This window comes from uncultured Subdoligranulum sp. (genome assembly GCF_963931595.1).
Classification (GTDB): domain Bacteria; phylum Bacillota; class Clostridia; order Oscillospirales; family Ruminococcaceae; genus Gemmiger.
On sequence record NZ_OZ007030.1, the window covers coordinates 1,614,907 to 1,628,383 of the forward strand.

A 13,477-nucleotide genomic window follows, 5' to 3' on the forward strand; every position below is an offset into this window, starting at 1 on the left:
TTTGTTTTTATTCCGCTGCGGGGTGCCGCGCCGCAATGCAGCGGGTCAGCCAGCCGCCCTTTTTGTAGTAGAGAATGAAGAGCAGCGAAGCCAGCCCCCAGGTGATGGGGTAGCTCATCTCCACCGTGGCCACCGAGTGCCACACCGGCACCGCCGTGACCAGCCAGAGGATGCGCAGTCCGCAGACGCAGACCACCGTGATGAGGGTGGGAATCCGCACATCGCCGCAGCCGCGCAGCGCGCCGGACAGGATCTCGATGCAGACGTAGGTCACATAGGCGGGCACCAGCACCTGCATCATATGCACGCCCACCTCGATCACGTCGGGGTCCTGGCTGAACAGGGCAAACAACGGCCGCGCCCCCAGGTAGAACACCACGCTGATGCATACCGTGATGCCCGCCGCCATCTCCAGGCAGATGCGGGTGCCCCGGTGCACACGGTCGTACTGTTTGGCGCCGAAATTCTGCCCCGCAAAGGTGGTGATGGCAATGCCCAGCGAGTTGATGGTCATCCAGAAGATGAAGTCGATCTTGCCGTAGACGCCCCAGGCTGCGATGGTGTCGGTGCCGAAGCCGTTCATGCAGCTCTGGATCATCATGTTGCTCACGTTGTACAGCGCGCTCTGGGCCGCCGCCGGGATGCCGATGGTGCAGATGGCCACGAGAATGGTCCGTTCCATCCGCAGTTTGCCCGCCGACAGATGCCAGGGCATGCCATGGAACCCGGCCAGGCAGCGCAGCGTCAGCACCGCGCTGGCGATCTGGCTGATCACCGTGGCCAAAGCCGCCCCCGCTACGCCCCAGTGGAACCCGGCGATGAAGACCACGTCCAGCACGATGTTGACGAGGGACGCCACAATGAGGAAGTAGAGCGGACGTTTGGAATCCCCCGCCGCCCGCAGGATGTTGGTGCCCATGTTATAAAGGATCTGCGGGATCATGCCCAGGAAGTAGATGCGCAGATAGAGCGCCGCATCCCCCAGGATCTCCGCCGGGGTGCCCATCAGCCGCAAAACCGGCTCGGCGGACAGCAGCCCCAGCACGGTGAGCAGCGCGCCGATGACCACGCTGAACACCAGGGCGGTGTGCACCTGCCGGTCCACAGCGTCCAGGTCCCTGGCGCCGTAACTTTGGGCCACCACCACGCCGGCGCCGCTGCAAAGGCCCACAAACAGCCCCACCAGCAGGTTGACAAAGGCCCCGGTGGCGCCCACCGCCGCCAGGGCATTGGTGCCCACAAAATTGCCGACGATCAGCGTGTCGGCGGTGTTGTACAGCTGCTGGAACAGCGTACCGAACCAGATGGGCAGAAAGAAAACCAGCAGCTGCCGTGGAATGCTGCCGGTCAGGATATCCGTTTGTCTGACAGTGCGCATAATAAAACTTGATTTTCTCCTTTTCCATATTCCTTGCGCACCTATTTTATGCTATAATGGCCACAATGTAAAGAGGGGGAAACGGTTATGGCAGTGTTATGGCAGCCCTGCGGGGAGGGCGCGCGGATTCTGCGCGTGCTGGGGGATTCCCCCTGCCCCGTTTTGCCCGGCCTTGTGGCGGGACGCCCCGTCACCGAGGTGGGGCCCTACTGTTTTGCCGCCCGGGAGATCGAACTCCGGGACGGCGCCCTCTGGCCCGCCGACAGCACCGATACCCACGAGGTGACCGGGGATTTTCTGGAGGAAGCGGTGCTGCCCGATTCGGTGCAGGTGCTCCACAGCGCCGCCTTCTACAACTGCCACCGGCTGCGCCGGGTGGAGGCGGGCCCGGCCCTGGAAAGCCTGGGCAGCGACCTCTTCACCAACTGCCGGGCGCTGCGCACCTTCGCGCTGCGGGCCGCCCCCGATGCCGAAACCGGCCTGAAAAAACTGCTGGGGGCCGTCAGCGCCGATGTGGGGGTGGAGTTCCTGGGGGCGCCGGGGGCGAAGCTCTTCTACCCCGAATACTTTGAATGGCTGGACGAAAACACCCCCGCCCACATCTTCAACCACAGCATTGAGGGCGAAGGCTACCGCATGCGACAGTGCTTTTCCGGCGGGGCAGTGGACTACGCCGCTTACGACGCCACCTTTGCCCAGGCCTGTGTGGGAGAGAGCGAGGAAAAACTCTGCCGCCTGGCCCTGGGACGGCTGCTGGTCCCCTTTGCCCTGGGGGAGGATGCCCGCGCCGACTATGAATTTTACCTCACCGCCCACCCCGAGGGGGCCTTCGGGCTGGCCATTGCTGCCCGGGACGAGGCGGCCCTGCGGCTGCTGGTAAAGCTGGGGCTGCCGGTGCAGCAGGCCGCTGCCCAATGCGCCAAAGCCGGCTGGAGCGCCGGGGCCACCATTCTGCTGGCCCGCCCCAGGCGCGCGGCCAAGCGGTACGATTTTGACGATCTTTGACGGAGGGAGCTATGGCGCACACCGAAACCCAAACAGAATGGGAAGAGACGATGGCCCACCGGGTGATGGAACAGATCCGCAGTGAGCTCTACCTGGACCAGCGCTATCTCAACGCGGCCCTGGGCGCCCTGCCCCCTGCCCCGCTGCGCAGCACCCAGAAGGCCCTGGCCACCGACGGCGCCCACCTGTATTACCCGCCGGAATGGGTATTGCAGCTCTACCGCAAAAACCGCCGCTACCTGCCCAGAGCCTACCTGCACAGCCTGTTCCACTGTATTTTGCGGCATCTCTGGCTGCGGGACCGCCGGGACCCCGCCCTGTGGGGCCTTGCCTGCGACATTACGGTGGAGCATCTGCTGGATTCCCTGGGCACCCCCGCCACCACCCGGCCGGTGGGCTGGCTGCGGCAGCAGACCTACGCCCGGCTGAAGGCGGAATGCAAGCTGCTGGCCGCCGGGCCGGTCTACCGGGTACTGGCTGCCACCGACGCCGCCACCCTGCAGAAATACCGGCAGGAATTTATCAGTGACGACCACCGGCTGTGGCCCGCCGACCCTGACAGTGCCTCCGCCCGGATGCGGGGCAAGCAGTGGGAGCAGATGGGCCGACAGACCGAGCTGAGCATGGAGGAATCCGGCCGGCAGGCAGGCGAAACCGACGGCGCCCGCGCCTTGCAGGCCCAGGTGCAGGCCAGCCGCAGCCGCCGCAGCTACAAGGATTTTCTGCGCCGGTTTGCCGTCTGGCGGGAGGAATCCCACCTGGACCCCGATGAGTTCGACCTGGGCTACTACACCTACGGCCTGCGCACCTACGGCAAGATGCCGCTCATCGAGCCGCTGGAAAGCCGGGAAAGCAAGAAGATCCGGGACTTTGTTATTGTGCTGGACACCAGCGAATCCACCGCGGGGGAGCTGGTGAAGAACTTTCTGCGGGAGACCTTTACCCTGCTGAAAAGCCAGGACAGCTTTTTCCGCCAGTGCCGCATTCTCGTGATGCAGGCCGACAACGCCGTGCGGGAGGAGACCTGGCTCTACGACCTGGAAGCCCTGGACCGCTACACCCAGGCCTTCACGCTGGTGGGCGGTGGCGGCACCGACTTCCGCCCCGCTTTTGCCCGCATCGAAGAGCTGCGGGCCGAAGGGCCCTTGCGGGAGATGCAGGGGGTGCTCTACTTCACCGACGGCAAGGGCACCCACCCCGCCAAGCGGCCCCCCTTCGAGGTGGCGTTCCTGTTTCTGGAAAACGGCGAACCCCCGCCGGAGGTGCCGCCCTGGGCCATGCGGCTGGTGCTGCAGCCCGAGGAATTTTTACAGCAACCGAAAGGATGAGATAAATCCATGGACATCCAACGTGCCAAAGAGGAAATCAAAGATACCGTGCGGGCCTACCTGGCCTGCGACGACACCGGCTGCCCGCTGATTCCGCCCATCCGCCAGCGGCCCATCCTGCTGATGGGCCCTCCGGGCGTGGGCAAAACCCAGATCATGGAGCAGATCGCCCAGGAGTGCGACATTGCCCTGGTGGCCTACACCATCACCCACCACACCCGCCAGAGTGCCGTGGGCCTGCCCTTTATCCGGGAGCGCAACTTCGGCGGCAGGACCCGCAGCGTTACCGAGTACACCATGAGCGAGATCATCGCCAGCGTCTACGCCGCCATGGAGCGCACCGGCAAGAAAAACGGCATCCTCTTCATCGACGAGATCAACTGCGTCAGCGAGACGCTGGCCCCCACCATGCTGCAGTTTCTGCAGTGCAAGACCTTCGGCAACCAGGCGGTGCCGGAGGGCTGGGTGATCGTGGCCGCCGGCAACCCGCCGGAATACAACAAGAGCGTGCGGGACTTCGACCTGGTCACGCTGGACCGGGTGCGCCGCATCGACATTGAACCCAAGCTCAGCGTGTGGCAGACCTACGCCCGCGCCCACCGGCTGCATCCCGCCGTGACAGCCTATCTGGAACTGCGGCCCCAGCATTTCTACAAGATCGAAAACGACGTGGACGGCCCGCTGTTTGTCACCGCCCGGGGCTGGGAGGACCTCTCCGCCTTTTTGCAGGCCGCCGACAAGCTGGACCTGCCGGTGGACGAGGGGGTCATCGGCCAATACCTGCGCCACCACGACGTGGCCCGGGATTTTGCCGCCTACTGGGTGCTCTACCGCAAATACCACCAGGATTACGGCGTGGAGGATATCTTGCAGGGCAAGCCTTTTGACGCCGTGCTGGAGCGCGCCCTGAACGCCAGCTTTGACGAGCGCATCAGTCTGGTGAGCCTGCTGCTGGCGGGGCTGAGCACCCGCTTTGCCGCCGCCCGCAGCGCCGACGCCGTGACCGATGCATGCTACCAGCAGCTGCGCAATTTCCGGCGCGCCCTGAACCAGGCCGAGGCCGACGCTGTGCCCGCCCAACTGTTCGCCGACCAGTGCAAGAGCTACCGCGCCCGGCTGGAGGAGGGCAAGACCGCCGGCACCATGCTGCCCGCCGAGGCGGCCACCCGCGCCCGGGCGGCGGCGCTGCTGGACCGGTGGGCCGCCACCCTTGACGAGGGACTGGACGCTGACGCTGCCTTTGACACGGTGCGGGCCGCCTTCAACCAGCAGGTGCGCCGCCGGGAAACCGCCGTGGCCGACGCCTCCGACGCGCTGGAAGCCGCCTTTGACTTTATGGAGCGGGCCTTCCCCGACGGCCAGGAGATGGTGGTCTTTGTGAATGAGCTGGCCCTGGGCCCCGATTCTGCCCCCTTCCTGGCGGACAACGAGTGCGAGCGGTTTGAGCAGTACAGCCAGAAGCTGCTGCTCCACGCCGGCGAGGACGAACTGCTGGCGGAACTGCAGCGGGACGACCTGCGGGCGGAAGAACACAGCCACGACTTTTAAGGAAAATCCCGGCGCTGCGGTGCCGGGATTTTTGCTGCCCCTTTACACCTCGCCCCGGGGAGAGTATAATGGGCCACGGAACGGCTGCGGCAAGGGGCCGCAGCGTTTGCGCAGAGAGGGGTTTTGTTATGTTGCAACCAATTTCGTCCGCGTCCCGGCAGATGTCCGAGGCGTTCCGCACGGTCCTGTTCCTGTCGCTGTCCGGCGGCTTGCAGGATGCCTACACCTATCTGGGCCGGGGCAAGGTATTCGCCAACGCCCAGACCGGCAACATCGTCTTTATGGGGCAGTCCCTTTTCACCGGGGACTGGGCCCGCTTCTTCCACTACCTGGTGCCGGTGCTGGCCTTCGCCCTGGGCGTGGCCGCCGCCGAACTGATCCGCGTCTTCTTTAAAGAAAACCGCCGCCTGCACTGGCGGCAGCTGGTGCTGCTGGTGGAAATTCTGCTGCTCTTCTTGGTGGGATTCTTTCCCGATGCCCTCAACCTGGCCGCCAACGCCCTGGTCTCCTTTGCCTGCGCCATGCAGGTACAGGCTTTCCGCAAGGTGCACGGCTATCCCTTTGCCAGCACCATGTGCATCGGCAACCTGCGCAGCGGCATGGATTCCCTGGTGACGGGGCTGCGCCTCCACGACCGGAAAACCCTGGGCAAGGCCGGGCATTACTTCGCGGTGATCCTGCTCTTTGCCCTGGGGGCCGGCGTGGGCGCCCAGTGCATGGCGCCCCTGGGGCTGCGCACCATCTGGATTTCCTGCGCGCTGCTCTGCGTCAGCCTTTGCCTGATGTTCCGCAAGGAGACCAACCGTCCTGCCGAAACCTACTGAGTTCGCCAACACAAAACCCGCACGGGAAGCGCCCCGTGCGGGTTTTTGTTATGCCTGTTTGTGTGCCGCGCGCAGCTGCCGCCCCTTTTGCCACAGGGCATCCACCGCCCGGGCCGTGCAGCGCAGCATCGGCAGGGCCAGCGCCGCCAGCACCGCCAGAATCAGCGTTTCCCCCGGCGAAAGAGGGATCAGTTCCAGCCAGGGGGCGAACAGCACTGCACCGCCCAGCCCCAGCACCGTGCAGCCGCCCCACAGCGCCCAGCGCAGCGGCGTGAAGGGATGGCAGACCCTGAACAGCACGATGAGACCGGTTTCCAGCACCAGCAGCGTGCTGATGGTGCCCAGCGCCTCACCGGAAAGTCCGAACGCCCAGGCAAAGCCCTGGGCCACGAACACCAAAAGAAAGTCCGTCACGCCGCCGGGGAGGGCATCGTGGAGCACATTGTGCATGAACTTGCCCCGCACCAGCTCGTAGTTGGGTTCCAGCGCCAGCACGAAGGAGGGCAGCCCGATGGTCACCGCCGACAGCAGCGAAAGCTGGAGCGGCTGGAAGGGATAGGTCAGCGGCAGGCAGAGTGCCGCCAGGCTGAGCAGCAGCGAGAAGATGTTTTTCACGAGAAACAGCGACGCCGAGCGCTGGATGTTGTTGATGACCCGGCGCCCCTCGGCCACCACCTGGGGCAGGGCAGCAAAGTCCGAATCCAGCAGCACCAGCTGGGCCACCTGGCTGGCCGCCTGGGCCCCCGAGGCCATGGCGATGCCGCAGTCGGCGTCCTTGAGGGCCAGCACATCGTTGACGCCGTCCCCCACCATGGCCACCGTGTGGCCCGCCCGCTGCAGGGCGTGAACCAGTTTGCGCTTCTGTTCCGGCGTCACCCGCCCGAACACCACGCTCTGTCCGGCGGCCTTTGCCAGCTTTTCATCGCTGTCCAGGGTGGCGGCGTCCACCCACCGCTCCGCCCCCGCAATGCCCGCCGCGGCGGCCACATGGCTCACCGCCCGGGGCTCGTCGCCGGAAATCACCTTCAGCGCCACCCCCTGCTGCGCAAAATACCGGATGGTGTCGGGGGCGGTGGCCCGGATGCGGTTTTCCAGCGGCAGCAGGGCGAGGAAATCCAGCTGCGTCGGGTCCAGGGGCTTTGCGGGGTCGGGCAGCGGCCCCCGGCAGCGGGCCAGCAGCAGCACCCGGCGCCCCTGAGCCAGCATCGGTTCCAGCTGCGCCCGGAATTCCGACAGGCGGCTGCCCGCCAGAATGTCGGGGGCACCCACCAGGTAGACCCCCTCCTTGCCGAAGGACTTGGCGCTGTACTTGTAGGCCGTCTGGAAGGGAACCTGCCCCGTCACCGGCCAGGGTTTGCCTCCCCCGCCGAACCGCGCCTTTAGCGCCCGCCCGGTGTCGTTGTCCGGCTCCTCGGCACGGTAGTAGCTATTGAGAATCTCCCGGACAGCCGCCTGGGAGGCTCCCCCCAGCAGGAAGGGCTCCTGTGCCTCCATGGCGCTCTCGGTGATGGTGCCGGTCTTGTCCATGCACAGCACATCCACCCGGGCCAGCGTCTCGATGCAGTTCATGTCCTGGGTCAGCACCCGCCGCCTCGCCAGCCGCAGCATGCCGATGGCCAGCGCCACACTGGTGAGCAGATAGAGCCCCTCGGGAATCATGCCGATGAGCGCCGCCACGGTGCCCTCCACCGAGCTGCGCAGATCCAGCGCCAGCACCCCGTGCTGCTTCCAGAACAGCGCCACCCCCACCGGGACCAGCCCCAGCCCGATGGCCTGGATCAGCTTGTCCAGCGAGCGCATCATCTCGCCCTTGGCCACCTTGTGGCCGTCCGCCTGGGCGGCTGCCGTCAGCTTGCTGGCGTAGCTCTCCGCCCCCACCCGGGTCAGCCGGGCCGTGCAGTGCCCCGCCACCAGGAAACTGCCCGACCGCAGCGCCGCCCCCGGCCCTTTGGGCACCGCCCGCTCCTCGCCGGTGATCAGCGATTCGTTCACCTGGGCCTGGCCTTCCAGCACCACGGCGTCCGCCACGATCTGGTCCCCCGCCCCGAAGGCCACCACGTCGTCCTGCACCAGCGCCTCCGACAGGCAGGATACCCACCGGCCGTCCCGCAGACAGCGCACCCTGCGGGCGGAGACCAGCGTCAGTTCATCGATGGTTTTTTTGGCCCGCAGCTGCTGGGCAATGCCGATGAGGGTGTTGCAGACCACCACCCCCAGGAACCCCATGTTCAGCCAGGACCCCACCGACCCCAGCATGACGGCCAGCACCACAAACACCAGGTTGAAGTAGGTGCACAGGTTGTCCCGCACGATCTGCCCCACCGTCTTGGTGGGCGACTGGGGCGGCGTATTCACTTTGCCCTGGCGGCGGCGCTCTTCCACCTGGGCCGCCGTCAGCCCGTTGGTTGCAGCCATCTCCCGGCCCCCTTTCCCGATTATCGCATCAGTATACCAGCGGATTATGAACAAATAAAGGGCCGGTATGCAAAAAGCGGCACACAGAAACCTCTGTGTGCCGCTTGGGATTTCCTGCCGGTTACACGTCCTGCAGTTCGCCGCGGGAACTGGCCTTCAGGTAGGCGTAGATGAAGCCGTCCAGGTCGCCGTCCATCACAGCCTGCACGTTGCCGCTCTCGTAGTTGGTGCGGTGGTCCTTCACCAGCGTGTAGGGCATGAAGACATAGCTGCGGATCTGATGGCCCCAGGCGATCTCGTTCTGGACGCCCTTGATGTCGTCGATCTTCTCCTTATGCTGCTGCAGCGCGATCTGGTAGAGCTTGGCCTTCATCATCTCCATGGCGTACTCGCGGTTCTGCAGCTGGCTGCGCTGGGTCTGGCAGCTGGTCACAATGCCGGTGGGCTTGTGGATCAGGCGCACCGCCGAGGAGGTCTTGTTGATGTGCTGGCCGCCGGCACCCGAAGAACGGTAGACCTGCATCTCGATATCCGCCGGGTTGATCTCCACCTGGATGTTGTCGTTCAGTTCCGGCATGACCTCCAGGCTGGCAAAGCTGGTCTGGCGGCGGGCATTGGCGTCAAAGGGACTGATGCGCACCAGACGGTGCACGCCGTTCTCGCTCTTGAGCATGCCGTAGGCGTTGGCACCCTTGATCATCATGGAGGCAGACTTGATGCCCGCCTCGTCGCCGTCCAGCACGTCCAGCACCTCCACGCTGTAGCCGTGGGCCTCCGCCCAGCGGGTGTACATGCGGTAGAGCATCTCGGCCCAGTCCTGGGCCTCGGTGCCGCCGGTGCCGGCATGGAAGGTCAGAATGGCGTTGTTGTGGTCATACTCGCCGTTGAGCATCGTCATGAGCTGCAGCTCGTCGATGGCCTTCTCCACGCCCTCCACGGCCTGCTCGCCCTCGCTGGCCAGGGAGGGGTCGTTCTCCTCCTCGATCATCTCCAGCAGGGTCTCGGCCTCCTCGTACTGGGTGGACAGCTTGCCGAAACGCTCCAGCTTGTTCTTGACTTCGCCCATCTCGCTGATGACCTTCTGGCTCTTGGCCTGGTCATCGTAGAATCCGGGCAGCGTCATCTGGTGTTCCAGCTCCGCCAGCCGCTTTTCGCTGGCTTCGATGGAGAGCGCATCCCGCAGATCGTCCACCGAGGTCTTCATTCCCCCGAGTTTTGCTTTCAGTTCGTCAATGGTGATCATATCGTTACCCCTTGGTTGGCATAAATTCACATAATAGTAGTATAAACCATATCCGGAGGGTTGTAAAGGGGGATTCCCGCCTCCAAACGGCGCCGGAACGGGGAAACTTCATAGAAAATTCTTTGCATTTACCGCTTCAATGCGGTATAATGGCTCTATGCTATTGGGAGGACACTACACATGGCACGTTACACTGGAAATCACTGTCCTGTCTGCGAACAGGTCTTTACCGACGATGACGACATCGTCGTTTGCCCCGACTGCGGCACCCCCTATCACCGGGCCTGCTGGCAGAAGGTCGGCGCCTGCCTGCATCAGTCAGAGCACGCGGCCGGCTTTGAGTGGCAGCCGGAATTCGGCCCCGAAGCCGAGGCGGCGGCCCATGCAGCCATCTGCCCCAACTGCGGCACCCACAACGAGCCGGGTTCGGCCCGCTGCAGCCACTGCGGTGTGCCGCTGCCCCGCCCCGACGAACCGCCCCGGGAGCAGCCCTCCGCCTCGGAGGAAAACGGCCCCATCTATGCCCGGCGTCCCGGCGCCTACACCCCCGGGAGTGACAGCACCCGCTCGGCCGCGGGCCCTCACATCGACGCCTACGGCGCCGGGGCGGACGGCACCATCTACCGCCGGGAGGTGGGCCCCGAGGATGCCATCGACGGCATCAAGGCCAAGCACTGGGCCATCTTCCTGGGCCGGTCGCCCATGTACTATCTGATGCAGTTTTTCCGCATGAGCGAGACCCGCCGGCGCATCACCTTCTCCTTCTCGGCCTTCTTCTTCGGGCCCGCCTATCTTCTCTACCGCAAGATGTGGCGGGAGGGCATCCTCACCGGCATTCTCTCGGTGCTCTTCTATCTGCCCGGGCTGCTGGACGTGGTGGCCTACTATAACCCCGGCTTCTTCGGTTCGTTGCCGGTGGGCTGGCTGCCCGCCGCCGCCACCTTGGGTGAGATCGCCAACTGGGCGCTGCGCGTGGTGCTGGCCCTCTTTGCGGTGTCCTGGTACGAAAAACACGCCAAGAACCGCATCGAGACGGTCTGCAGCCGCTGCCCCGAGGGGCCGGAGCGCACCCAGGAGCTTTCCCGCAGCGGCGGCACCAACGTGCTGGCGGCTATCCTGTACTTCGCGCTGGTGGGCCTGGTGGAGGTTGCCTTCCTTTATATGGCAGGCCCCTCGCTGATTAATCTGCTGTTCTACGACATGCGCTGGTAACCCCGCAGGGCGGACCGCACGCGGTCCGCTCCGCAAAAGGATAGAAAGTAGGAGGATTTCTATGAAAACGGCACTGGTAATCATGGCGGCCGGCATCGGCTCCCGCTTCGGCGGCGGCATCAAACAGCTGGCGGCTGTCGGCCCCAACGGCGAGATCATCATGGACTATTCCATCCACGATGCCATCGAGGCCGGTTTTGACAAGATCGTCTTCATCATCCGTCACGACATCGAGGAGGCCTTCAAGGAGGCCATCGGCGACCGCATCGAGGCCACCTGCAAGGCGCTGGGCGTGGAAACGGCCTACGCCTTCCAGGCGCTGGAGGATGTGCCCGCCGGTTTCTCCGTGCCCGAGGGACGCACCAAGCCCTGGGGCACCGGCCAGGCCGTGCTGGCCTGCAAGGGCATCCTGCAGGAGCCCTTTGCGGTGATCAACGCCGACGACTACTACGGCAAGGAAGCCTTTGTGCAGCTGCACGACTTCCTGCAGGGGTATGATCCCGCCCAGCCCGGCAAGCTCTGCATGGCCGGTTTTGTGCTGAAGAACACCCTCAGCGACAACGGCGCCGTGACCCGGGGCATCTGCCAGATGAACGACGAGCACTACCTGACCGGCGTGCTGGAGACCAGCGGCATCGAAAAGACCGCCGACGGCGCCGCGGCCGGCGGCAAGTCCATCGATATCAACAGTCTGGTATCCATGAACATGTGGGGCCTGACCCCCGCCTTCGTGGACCTGCTGGAGTCCGGCTTCGTGGAGTTCTTCGAGAAATCCGCCCCGGCCAACCCGCTGAAGGCCGAGTACCTGCTGCCCATCTACATCGACGAATTGCTGCAGGCCGGCAAGGTCAGCGTCAAGGTGCTGCCCACCCACGACAAGTGGTTCGGCGTCACCTACGCCGAGGACAAGCAGATTGTCATTGACAGTTTTGCCAAGCTGGTGGCCGACGGTGTCTACCGCAAGGACCTGTTCAGCGACCTGAAAAAATAAGCATGCCTTCTCTCCCCTGCCGGGCCTTTCCGGCAGGGGATTTTTCATTGACATCCGCCCGGCAACATGCGACAATAAAGAAAAGAGTACTGCTGAAATCGACAGCTTTTGCGCCCGGAAAGGTGGTGCCTCCCATGAAGCGCTGTACGCTGCTTTTGTCCCTGTGTCTGCTGCTCTGTGCCTGTACCCCCGCTCCCGGGGAATCCGCCCCGCCGCCGGACGCGACGGCGGGCGCCCAGACCGCCGAAACCGCCGAGACTGCCACCGGGGAGAGTGCCGGGGCCAGTACCACGCTGCCCGCCGGGTTGGAACCCCTGGACCGGGGGGTGCTGGACTATGACAACATCCGGCTGGTCTGCCGGTTTTCCGTCTGGAACGAACCGGCCCCCGGCTACTTCACCGCCAGCCGGGACGGCCAGTGGGGCCTGCTGCGCAACGACGGCAGCGAGGTGCTGCCCTGCACCTTCGACCGGCCGGTGGCGCTTTGTTCCGACGGCGCGCCGCGCTATCCCGCCTGGATTCTGAGCAAGGGGGATACCGACGCAGCCTACTGGGAGGAGACTTCCTGGTATCTTGCCTCCATCGGGGAGGGGATGGTCTGCGACATGGCCCACTGCGGCCCCGGGTATGAGTACTATCTCTGGCTGACCGACCGCGGCCAGATGTGCGCCTACATCGGCAGTCTGGGGCCCAGCCTGCCCACCCACATTGCGCCGGCACAGCAGGCAGATTACAGCAACTGTTTTCCCACCCGGGACGCCGTGCTGGTGAGCGAGGAGTGGGGCGAGGTGCCCGACCAGTACCAGGAGGAAACCTACCGCTACCGCACCATCGACGGCACACCGCTGAACAACTACGAATACCAGCAGGCACAGCCCTTCCTGGACGGCGCTTTGCTGGCGGCGGCCAAGCGGGGCAGCCGGTGGGTCTATCTGGACCAGCAGGGCCGGGAGGTCACCGCCCCTGCCTACGAAGGGGTCTACAGCGATATCTGGAACGGCAATTTCCTGGCTTCCCCCCTGCTCAACGGCTATGCGGCGGTCTGCCGGGACGGCCGGTACGGCCTGCTGGACAGCGCCGGCCAGGAGTTCGTCCCCTGCGCCTACGACGGCCTTGCCTGGGACGGACGGCTGGGGTGGATCAAGCTGGCCGACGGCTGGCATGGCTTCACGGTGCCCAGCGCCCCCGCCGCCAGCGCAGCCCCCGAAGGGGCCGACACCTGGGACCCGCTGCAGCACGTTCCCATTGATCTGGTATTTCCCGATATCTGCCAGCCCGAGCGGTACCAGCCCACCTACCGGACCATCTCCTACGACAACCTGAACGTCCGCGCCGGTCCCGGTGTGGACTATGACAAGGTGGACAGTCTGCCGCCCGGGTCCCCCGTAACCCAGCTGGGGCGCAGCAGCGCCACGGACGGCTGGATCTTCGTAGCCTGGCAGGACCGTCCGCTGGGCTGGGTCAGCACCGAATACCTGAAATAGCTGTGCACTGTGCATGAAAACTGCAAAACCTTGACACGCAGTGCTATGG

At 65.0% G+C, this 13,477-nt stretch carries 10 protein-coding genes; 7 read left to right on the top strand and 3 right to left on the bottom strand.

Translation table 11 applies throughout. The features are described 5' to 3' along the window. Window positions 1–7 precede the first annotated feature (7 nt). Window positions 8–1,378, bottom strand: a complete 1,371-nt coding sequence (locus tag ABGT73_RS07780; RefSeq protein WP_346669223.1) for an MATE family efflux transporter — start codon at window positions 1,376–1,378, stop codon at window positions 8–10. Between the two features lie 87 nt (window positions 1,379–1,465). On the opposite strand from ABGT73_RS07780, the gene ABGT73_RS07785 reads away from it, so the two are divergent. The 4 genes from ABGT73_RS07785 to ABGT73_RS07800 all read left to right on the top strand — a co-directional run bounded on the left by ABGT73_RS07785 (window position 1,466) and on the right by ABGT73_RS07800 (window position 6,083). Beyond that, window positions 1,466–2,383, top strand: coding sequence for a leucine-rich repeat protein (locus ABGT73_RS07785; protein WP_346669224.1), 918 nt, complete (start codon window positions 1,466–1,468; stop codon window positions 2,381–2,383). Window positions 2,384–2,394: 11 nt separating this feature from the next. Continuing rightward, entirely contained in the window at window positions 2,395–3,711 is a 1,317-nt protein-coding gene (locus tag ABGT73_RS07790) for a DUF2201 family putative metallopeptidase (protein WP_346669225.1), read from the top strand. Between the two features lie 9 nt (window positions 3,712–3,720). Continuing rightward, the gene (locus ABGT73_RS07795) at window positions 3,721–5,259 is read left to right on the top strand and encodes an AAA family ATPase (protein ID WP_346669226.1); all 1,539 of its coding nucleotides are present in this window, start codon (window positions 3,721–3,723) and stop codon (window positions 5,257–5,259) included. 128 nt (window positions 5,260–5,387) lie between these two features. Further along, window positions 5,388–6,083 (top strand): YoaK family protein, encoded by a 696-nt coding sequence (locus tag ABGT73_RS07800; RefSeq protein ID WP_346669227.1) that lies wholly within the window; start codon window positions 5,388–5,390, stop codon window positions 6,081–6,083. Window positions 6,084–6,131: 48 nt separating this feature from the next. On the opposite strand, the gene ABGT73_RS07805 is transcribed toward ABGT73_RS07800, so the two are convergent. Both ABGT73_RS07805 and prfB read right to left on the bottom strand, forming a co-directional pair. Beyond that, the gene (locus ABGT73_RS07805) at window positions 6,132–8,498 is read right to left on the bottom strand and encodes an HAD-IC family P-type ATPase (protein WP_346669228.1); all 2,367 of its coding nucleotides are present in this window, start codon (window positions 8,496–8,498) and stop codon (window positions 6,132–6,134) included. Window positions 8,499–8,619: 121 nt separating this feature from the next. Continuing rightward, entirely contained in the window at window positions 8,620–9,741 is a 1,122-nt protein-coding gene (prfB, locus tag ABGT73_RS07810; protein ID WP_346669229.1) for a peptide chain release factor 2, read from the bottom strand. 180 nt (window positions 9,742–9,921) lie between these two features. Between prfB and ABGT73_RS07815 the strand changes: the two genes are divergently transcribed. The 3 genes from ABGT73_RS07815 (at window position 9,922) to ABGT73_RS07825 (ending at window position 13,428) form a co-directional block, all read left to right on the top strand. Beyond that, window positions 9,922–10,953, top strand: a complete 1,032-nt coding sequence (locus ABGT73_RS07815) for an RING finger protein (protein ID WP_346669230.1) — start codon at window positions 9,922–9,924, stop codon at window positions 10,951–10,953. A gap of 61 nt (window positions 10,954–11,014) precedes the next feature. Then, window positions 11,015–11,944 carry a sugar phosphate nucleotidyltransferase gene (locus tag ABGT73_RS07820; protein WP_346669231.1) on the top strand — a complete coding sequence of 310 codons (930 nt, stop codon included), beginning with the start codon at window positions 11,015–11,017 and terminating at the stop codon, window positions 11,942–11,944. 134 nt (window positions 11,945–12,078) lie between these two features. Beyond that, entirely contained in the window at window positions 12,079–13,428 is a 1,350-nt protein-coding gene (locus ABGT73_RS07825; protein WP_346669232.1) for an SH3 domain-containing protein, read from the top strand. Window positions 13,429–13,477 lie beyond the last annotated feature (49 nt).